General features: G+C 35.4%; 6 protein-coding genes and 2 tRNA genes. 6 read left to right on the forward strand and 2 right to left on the reverse strand.

Going from position 1 to position 8352, the window contains the following annotated elements; genetic code table 11:
• Positions 1-600: 600 nt before the first annotated feature.
• The 5 genes from F6K54_RS05260 to F6K54_RS05280 all read left to right on the forward strand — a co-directional run bounded on the left by F6K54_RS05260 (position 601) and on the right by F6K54_RS05280 (position 5338).
• The gene (locus F6K54_RS05260) at positions 601-2427 is read left to right on the forward strand and encodes an ABC transporter ATP-binding protein (RefSeq protein ID WP_293075322.1); all 1827 of its coding nucleotides are present in this window, start codon (positions 601-603) and stop codon (positions 2425-2427) included.
• 1176 nt (positions 2428-3603) lie between these two features.
• A tRNA-Tyr gene (locus F6K54_RS05265) sits at positions 3604-3685 on the forward strand.
• 30 nt (positions 3686-3715) lie between these two features.
• A tRNA-Thr gene (locus tag F6K54_RS05270) sits at positions 3716-3787 on the forward strand.
• Positions 3788-4032: 245 nt separating this feature from the next.
• Positions 4033-4968: a hypothetical protein gene (locus F6K54_RS05275; protein WP_293075324.1), complete on the forward strand. Its 936-nt coding sequence runs from the start codon at positions 4033-4035 to the stop codon at positions 4966-4968.
• Positions 4969-5137: 169 nt separating this feature from the next.
• Complete coding sequence (locus tag F6K54_RS05280; RefSeq protein WP_293075326.1) at positions 5138-5338, forward strand: hypothetical protein; 201 nt, start codon at positions 5138-5140, stop codon at positions 5336-5338.
• 105 nt (positions 5339-5443) lie between these two features.
• Here the strand turns inward: F6K54_RS05280 and F6K54_RS05285 are convergent, their stop codons facing one another.
• Entirely contained in the window at positions 5444-5602 is a 159-nt protein-coding gene (locus F6K54_RS05285) for a hypothetical protein (protein ID WP_293075328.1), read from the reverse strand.
• A gap of 432 nt (positions 5603-6034) precedes the next feature.
• Here F6K54_RS05285 and F6K54_RS05290 point away from each other — a divergent pair, with 432 nt between their 5' ends.
• On the forward strand, positions 6035-6724 hold the full coding sequence (locus F6K54_RS05290) for a phosphate ABC transporter permease (protein ID WP_293075330.1): 690 nt from the start codon (positions 6035-6037) through the stop codon (positions 6722-6724).
• Between the two features lie 683 nt (positions 6725-7407).
• Here the strand turns inward: F6K54_RS05290 and F6K54_RS05295 are convergent.
• On the reverse strand, positions 7408-8034 hold the full coding sequence (locus tag F6K54_RS05295) for a precorrin-8X methylmutase (RefSeq protein ID WP_293075332.1): 627 nt from the start codon (positions 8032-8034) through the stop codon (positions 7408-7410).
• Between the last annotated feature and the right edge of the window lie 318 nt (positions 8035-8352).

Below are 8352 nucleotides of genomic sequence, written 5' to 3' on the forward strand. Positions count from 1 at the left end.
AGAATTATCTCTCCTTGAAAAGAAGAGGATTGACAAACAGGAAAATTTCTATTTATTATCCCCTTAAAAGGCGAGGCTTTAAACCACAATATTTCGGTAAAGATACTAAAAATTAAACAAGTTTAAACTTAGATAATTAACCTTTTCTTTCCTATAGCAATTCCCATACTTGTCAGGTACAAAATTCCTTGGTTTTAGGGAGTAGGGAGTAGGGAGTAGGGAGCAGTAATTCTGGTTCCGTAGAATTGATAAAGAAGAAAAACAACTGTACCTCATTAGCTTGGGAAACGCTATATTTTCTACTATAAACTTACTGTCGCGATCGCAACTGCTTTACTATTACGAGCCACTTTTATTATCCAAAATCTAAAAATAGTAAATTCTCAATTTTTTATATTACACATAGTAGCATAATTGTAATATAATTAATATAGCACTACGCAAATAGGTTAGGACATTTATAAATGCTCAAAGTTAGTCAGGGATAACTTTTGAATTCTAACTTCTAACTTCTAACTTCTAACTTTTGACTTTTGACTTTTGAATTCTAACTTGCGTAGCGCCATAGCTGTGCCTCTAAAAATATTTGACAGTAGAATTATGGCAACTTTTCGGGACATCATTAAATACTACCAGGCATACCTACCACTTTCCATCTTAGGGATCGGAGCATCTAGCGCCATCGAACTAATTGATTTAATAGTTCCTTATGCCATAGGCCAGACTTTGAATATACTTTCAGACCGCTCTACAGACTGGCCAATGGAAAACTTGATTGGAGCAGTCTCCAATCTAACTGGACTACCAACTAATCAACTATTATCCCTATCAGTAACATTAGGACTAATATTTTTAGTCAGCATCACCAAAGGTCCAACTATGGCTTGGTTAGGACACTGGTATCACTGGGTAGTTCCTCTCAAAGCACGTCGAGACCATTTCCAAAACGCCGTCAAAAAAATCCTCACCCTACCTATAGAATTTTATGATGAAAATAACCCAGGACGAATAGCTAACCGTATTTCTAAAGGAGTCTTAAACCACACTTGGACTTATCCTGAAATTGCTGGAATATTAATACCCAAATTAGTGCGTGTAGTTGGAATTTTTATCATCATCTGTTTAATAGAATGGGAGATTGCTATTCTATTCTTAATTTCTTTTATCTTTATCCTCAGCTTTACTATCAAAACTCTTCAACATCTTGCCAAAATAGAAGTAACTTTCGATAAGTATGAAGAAAACACAGAAAGTCGCAACTCAGAAATTATTACCAATATTAAAACAGTCAAAGCATTTGCCACAGAAACTCAAGAACTGCGCAAACAAACTACCCGAATTAACCGCGCTCTCAAAGTTATTATTTATCGAATTCATCGAGGCTATGTCTGGCTATCTATGTATATGACAACAGTTGTTCAATTTTGCCTTTTCTTCATTCTAGGTTTAACATTATCAGCAACATTGTCTGGCGAAATTTCTCTAGGATATTTCGTGACTATATATACCCTAGCAAGTATGGCTTATGCAGAAATAACTCCCATCAGTCAGCTAACTGAAGAATTTGTCCGTCGCTATGCTTCAATGATTCGTTTCCATGAATTTATGCAGTTACCTATAGGTTCTGATGCTGCTAATTTATCAGGAGAAATTGCTAGTTCGTCACAGATTAATGCCTATAAATTCACAGGAAAAGTTGAGTTATCTAATTTAAGCTTTGGTTACAATCCAAACCAACCTGTTTTAGAATATATAAATCTCTTAATAACACCTTGTCAAACAGTCGCTTTAGTTGGAAAATCTGGTTCAGGAAAATCTACTTTAGTCAAATTAATATTCAGATATTTTCAACCAAATCAAGGCAAAATTTTAATTGATGGAGAAGATATTAATACTCTAGATATTACAGGTTATCGACGTAGATTAGCAATTGTTCATCAAGAAGTAGATATATTCAATGGCACTCTATTAAGTAACTTGACTTACGGTAATTCTCAAGCAACTTTTGCCCAAGTTAAAGATGCTTGTAAAATTGCTAAAGTTGATGAATTTATTGAACAAATGCCTCAAGGTTATTATACAGTTGTTGGTGAAAGAGGAATGCGATTATCCGGTGGTCAACGACAACGTTTAGGAATTGCTAGGGCATTATTAGTAGACCCAGATGTACTAATTTTTGATGAGGCAACTTCCAGTTTGGACTATGAAAGTGAGCGATCGATTCAGTTAGCAATGCGTAATATTTTTGGTACTCGTACTACGATTATTATTGCCCACAGATTAAGTACAGTTAGGGAGGCGGATAAAATCGTAGTTCTTGACCAAGGTAAGATTGTCGAAGTTGGTAGTCACGAGGAATTATTAGCTCAAAAAGGTATTTATCGCCGACTACATTCATTACAAGAGACTGGAGAATTAATAGCTTAAGTTGGGCAGGAGGAAACAAGAAAAGAGAAAAAAATAACTCATGCTAAATAGTATAAATAATGTTAGATGTATAGTAAGTATTTCCTCCGGAATGCTGCGCAAACAGCCGTCAGCTATTAGCTATCAGCTATTAATTTTAGGGAAGGTAAAAGCAACCTTTGAAATTGAGTTTGAATAAAAATTTACCGAAAATTTTTGGGTATGCGCCTCCCCTTTTAAGGGGATAAAAAAAAGAGCATATTCCTTATTTCAAGCCTCTTGCTTTCCTGCGGAATGCTGCGCAAACAGCTAGAGGTACTGATAACTGATAACTGATAACTGATAACTGAAATGACTGCCATGCCTCCCCTGACTAAACCCTAGAAATAATTATTCATTACTAATTGCTGATAGCTGAATGCTTACGATATATAACATTTTTGCTTTGTTTGACAAACAATCTTTCCATCCTTCACACCCCTACTAATAGACATCTCCAATAATCAAAAATAAAGTCAATTATCGTACATAAATCATCAATTATTTTGTAAGCATTCAGCCGTCAGCTAGCCTCCTATCGGAGGAACTACGTTATCAGCCATCAGCTATTGCTTTTAGTTTACGATAAAACCCACATTCCGCACGTCAAAATGTATCATTAAAAGTAGCATAAAAATCTGTAGCTTGGTAGGTATTTATCATAAGCAAATCATCTCAATACTTTTTTCGTTCATCAAATTCCGAGTAAAAAATTTACGCATAAATACTTGCTAGATATGATTACTCAATCACAGCAGCTATGATTTTCTTCTAAAGTTCTGTCTCCTGTCTCCTGTCTCGTGACTCCTTCTTTAGTCCCACTAATATCAATTTGATAAATATTTGCTACAAATGACTGAGCTTTTTGCTCGGAGTTAGGACTCAGAATCGGGAGTCAGAATAAATGGCTTCGATAGCAGTTTTTAAGTTGTAAATTCTCTTTTTTATCAAAGGCACATCTCCTGAAAGTATGCACTCTCACACCTATTATTTGTAACATTATTTTTTTGAATTGGTACAACTACTATTTTTCCCTGTTGCCTGTTGCCTGTTGCCTGTTCCCTGTCCCCTCTTTTCTAGAGATGTCTAATAAATTTTTTCTCAAAAACTATTGCAATTAATTTTTTTTGTGTTAGTATATATAAATGTGAGTAGCAAGGGTCGATGCCCGAGTGGTTAATGGGGGCGGACTGTAAATCCGCTGGCTACGCCTACGCTGGTTCAAATCCAGCTCGGCCCACTCACAAATAAAAAGGATTGAAAGAAAAACGCCCGTGTGGCTCAGTGGTAGAGCACACCCTTGGTAAGGGTGAGGTCACGAGTTCAATCCTCGTCACGGGCTTTTAAAATAATTAATAGTATTCCTAAACGTATAATATAATATCATAATAAATAAATAAGTTTTGCTTTTTTCAATAATATATAGTCATGGTTAGAACCATATGAAAAAAGCCTAAAGCATCAAATGATAATGTAATTAAAGCTTTAGTATTTTAAGTAGAGTTATACATATTTAGCTATTTTTCTCAAATAGCTTCAATGGTATGGCAAAATCAATAAGCTAAGTATTTTTTGGGGTAAGGTGGTATGACACCTACAAAACTGTCAGATTCAGAAAAATTAGAAATTGTTGAGCTGTATCAAACTACAGAAGATAATACTATTACTCTAGCAGACCGCTATGGAGTAAGTAGTTCTACAATTAGACGTATACTGCAAAGTAACATACCAGAAGATGAATATAAAGAGCTAGTTCACCAGAAGCAAAAACGTCCATCTCGTTCCCAAAAAAATAATATTGACCAGGATACAGCAGATGATTTCGATGAGTTAAAAGTCAAGGAAGACTTAGATGGAGAAGTATTAGATGATGGGGAAGATGAATTAGGTGAAGTAGTCAAAAAAAGACGACGACGGTCTTCTTCATCTAATAATCCTGAAATTAATCAGCAAACAGAAGCTCCTAAATTATCCTTAACTTCTCAAGAAAAGCCAAAATCAAGCGATCGCTTTGAGAATAATTACGATCTGCCAAAAGAAGAAATAGAAGAGATTTTAGCAGCAGACTTACTAGAGCAAACCCAAAACTTAGATGATTTTGAGGATGATGATTTAGAAGATTTTTCTCAAGAATTTGACGATGAAGATAAGCTCGACGAAGAAGAGGATGTAGAAACACCCTATAACCTATCTATTCAGAATTCTAGTTATTCTGAAATTAGAGTCTATCCTCTTACAGAATCTGTTCTGCCAAAAATTTGCTACTTAGTAGTAGATAAATTTACAGAGTTAGTGACTAGACCGTTGATGGCCTTTGGGGAGCTAGGACAAATACCTATAGAAGATTCTCAAGAGAGAACTTTACCAGTTTTTGACAATCACAGAGTAGCTCATAGATTTTCTACCCGTAACCAAAGGGTGCTGAAAGTGCCTGATGGTAGAATGTTGCAAAAAACTTCAGTATATTTACAAGCTAAGGGTATTACTCGACTACTGATAGATGGTCAAATATACAAGTTATAGTAACTACTAGAATCTCCAGAAAAGAGGGAGTAGGGAGTAGGGAGTAGGGAAAAAAATTGATAATTTCTGTGGGATATAGTCACAAGTTATTTTCGATTATGGAAAATAAAATCAAAAATCTTCTTGATGCTCTTTGGTATTTCCAATAACAAATAGAGGTGGTAGGAGAATGGAACTAATAATAACTCCTACACTCACACTAAAAGCCAAAATTACTCCGATAGGCATCTGGATGGACTGGAAAGCAAGAAATTTCAAAGATATTGAGGCAGAATTCTGGACTGAGAAGATTGCAATACCACTCACCCACAATGCCAGAATTATACTACTGAGAATTGGCGAAATGAATTTTTGCATTAAATCGGCTTAGGACACAAAATAACTAATTATCACCTTACCATAAATTACCAAAAAAATGCGGGACGTTGAAAGCCCCTACTCTTTAGAGAGGGGATGAAAACGGACACGGCAGGTTTTAACCTGCTGTCCAGTCTTTAATCAATTCTGGCAATACTTGCCTGAGTTTTTCTTGCCAACTTGGAACCGATTTTAATTTTTGGGCTAACTCTTCATCGGTTTTAAAGCAAACAGTAGTGGTTAAAGATAATTCTCTGTCTGTGCATAAGCGGGACAATTTTAATAGTTTTGTGGAATGGGCATCTTGCCCGTTCCTGACCCGTTCCTGACCACACTTATATTCATCTCAGAGAAAAGATCAAGGAAACTAATGGCAACTAAATAGTTTGACATCCTCCCGACGTTGCGCATGGCGCGACAACGCGGGATTCCTAAACCTCGCGGCTCAGGACTTTCTGCTTCGTAGCACCTGCCTCCAAGGCCAAACCTCTTTCTGGTCTAAAGGCGCGCTCCACAGACTGACACTGCTAGCCCAGCAGCCTAATTCTGTTTAGTGTAGCATACTATGTGTAAAAACCGCTCTTATTGATTGGTTTTCCCATCCCTCCGCTCCCCTTCGGGATAGCGCGGGTCTTCAACCAACGTTGAGATAAAAAATTTGCCAGATAATTAGTGTAATAATATTACTAACAAACTTTAAAATTGATAAATGCTAGTTCCTCTAACTCGTAAAACATTTGAACAACTAATTCCAACTGTAGCTACGAGCGACCAATATAGATATTATTGGGGAAAATTCTCTGATGTTTTGAAACGAGCTTTAATTTCTGCTGTTGCAGTTTTGACCATTGTTTTAATTAACGTATTTGCTCACAACGATGGAGACCCTTTATTTTTACTAATAGGTATTACAGCAGGTCTTTATTGGTTTTGGGGACCTGTTTTATTAGCTAGTCTTCGCAATATGGAATGTAGGCGATATCCATATAGTGGTTTATGGCAAGGACGAGTTTTAGATGTATATATTACAGAAGAAGTTGTTGGTGAAGAAGAAACGGTTAATAAGAAAGGGGAACTAATGATCGTAGAAAATTTAGAGCAACGAATTAATTTAGAAGTAGGCGATAAAACAGGATTTGTAACTGAAATTCAGGCTCCACTGCGTCGTCATCATCAAGGGGTTTCTAGAGGTCAGGTAGCTGTAATGTTAGTAATGTCTTATCAAGAAGATTTAGGAAAAATTGTCAAAAGTTCAGATATTTATCTTCCTACTGTAAATCTCTGGGTTAGTGATTATCCATATCTCAGAAGAGATGCTTTTATTGAAGCAATTAATCAGGTACGTTCATCTCGTAAAAAAAGTAAGCAAGGTCAATCAAGTGATATGAGGTTTAGTTAAAATTCTACAAGTTAGACTATCAACATATTTAACTTGATATTCTTATAGCTGATTAAAATTAGGTTATTTTCCTAACAAAACTTCGACCTGGCTTATTTCTAAATAGTGCAATTTCACGAAATATTCAATAAATAAATATTACTTAACTTATACACTCAAAATTTAGACGTCGGTCTTAATGCTTTTATCGATGCATATTTCTATAATCATAAAATTTATCTGAAGTCGGTATGATCAAGATTAGTAATTTATTATCTATATTTTTAATAGGTTCGTAATTGACCTCCACTATTTCAAGATTATTTATTTGAACAGGAATAATACCAATTCCCAAAAATAACATGGAACTTCAGTTATTAAGTAATAATAATGGTTGAATCATGTTTGTAACGATTATCGGCGTTAAACCAAGATATATTATCTCTTTTCACTCTACTCCCTAATCCCTACTCCCTACTTTCAAGGTGATGTAGCAAGACTTTTGAGATTTGGTATAAGAGAGCGTTCATTAATTGATAATTGATAATTACCTCTGGTTAAAAACGAGAGGATTGAATATAAGGAAATATTATTTCTTTTTTCCTCTTAAAAGGGGAAGCTTTAAACCTGAATTATTTAATTATTAATTATTAATTATTAATTATTCGGTAAGCTTATGATAATTTATAATCAAATTCAGTAGTTCACTTACCTTGACCTTGTTGACCATAAGCTTGCCAAGCTAAGTCCACTAAACCATTAATAACAGCTACTGCTACCACAGCACTACCCTTACGGCCATCTATTCTAATATGAGGAATCATCGAATCGTATAAACGTGACTTAGCTACATCCACCCCCACAAAACCAGAAGGAGTACCAATAACCAAAGCAGGTCTAATTTCTTCAGCTTCAATTAAGTCAACAATTGCACAGAGGGCAGTTTGAGCTTCACCTATAACAAAAATTCCCTCTGGATAACGTCTAGCTAAAGTTTCAATTCCCCAAGCTGCCGTAGTTTTTTCCTTCTGGGGTCTAGTTATAGCATCCATTGAACAATAAACAGGATTAACAAAGGTACTTTGAATTACTGGTGTAATACCTACCTGCACCATTGGCACATCTACGACAATAGTTGTACGAGCGGCTAAAGCAGCAGCTCCAGATTGTAAAGCATGGTCAGAGAAACTAATTAGAGACTTATATTCAAAGTCTGCCGTAGCATATATTACCCGCCTCACAATTTCGTACTCTGCAGGAGAGAAGGCGTGAGGGCCAATTTCTCGGTCAATAATTCCTAAGCTTTGGGCATCTGTGATGTGCCATTCCATATTAAATTATTCCCCTGCCTGCAATAGTTAATTAAAATAAAGATTCAAATAAATGAAAATATTAGCATCTAATAATACCCTGGAAGGGCAAAATTTTAAAGAAATTTCCACGGAAGTAAATCTATAGTTCATAAAAATATAGTCAAATATGACATATCCTTATTTTGCAGGTGTTAGTATCTATAACGTTATAGTTTTTCAACGCTATATATTATATTCAGGAGTTAGGCATTTTTGGGTCTCAAACACTATGTATCTATAACGTTATAGTTTTTCAACGCTATATATTATATTCAGGAGTTAGGCATTTTTGGGTCT

This window comes from Okeania sp. SIO3B5 (assembly GCF_010692555.1).
In the GTDB taxonomy this organism is placed as follows: Bacteria; Cyanobacteriota; Cyanobacteriia; order Cyanobacteriales; family Microcoleaceae; genus Okeania.

Coding starts and splice junctions, on each gene's coding strand:
- F6K54_RS05280 (WP_293075326.1), top strand. CDS start 5,138: ATGGAACTAATAATAACTCCTACACTCACACTAAAAGCCAAAATTACT.
- F6K54_RS05295 (WP_293075332.1), bottom strand. CDS start 8,034: ATGGAATGGCACATCACAGATGCCCAAAGCTTAGGAATTATTGACCGA.
- F6K54_RS05260 (WP_293075322.1), top strand. CDS start 601: ATGGCAACTTTTCGGGACATCATTAAATACTACCAGGCATACCTACCA.
- F6K54_RS05275 (WP_293075324.1), top strand. CDS start 4,033: ATGACACCTACAAAACTGTCAGATTCAGAAAAATTAGAAATTGTTGAG.
- F6K54_RS05290 (WP_293075330.1), top strand. CDS start 6,035: ATGCTAGTTCCTCTAACTCGTAAAACATTTGAACAACTAATTCCAACT.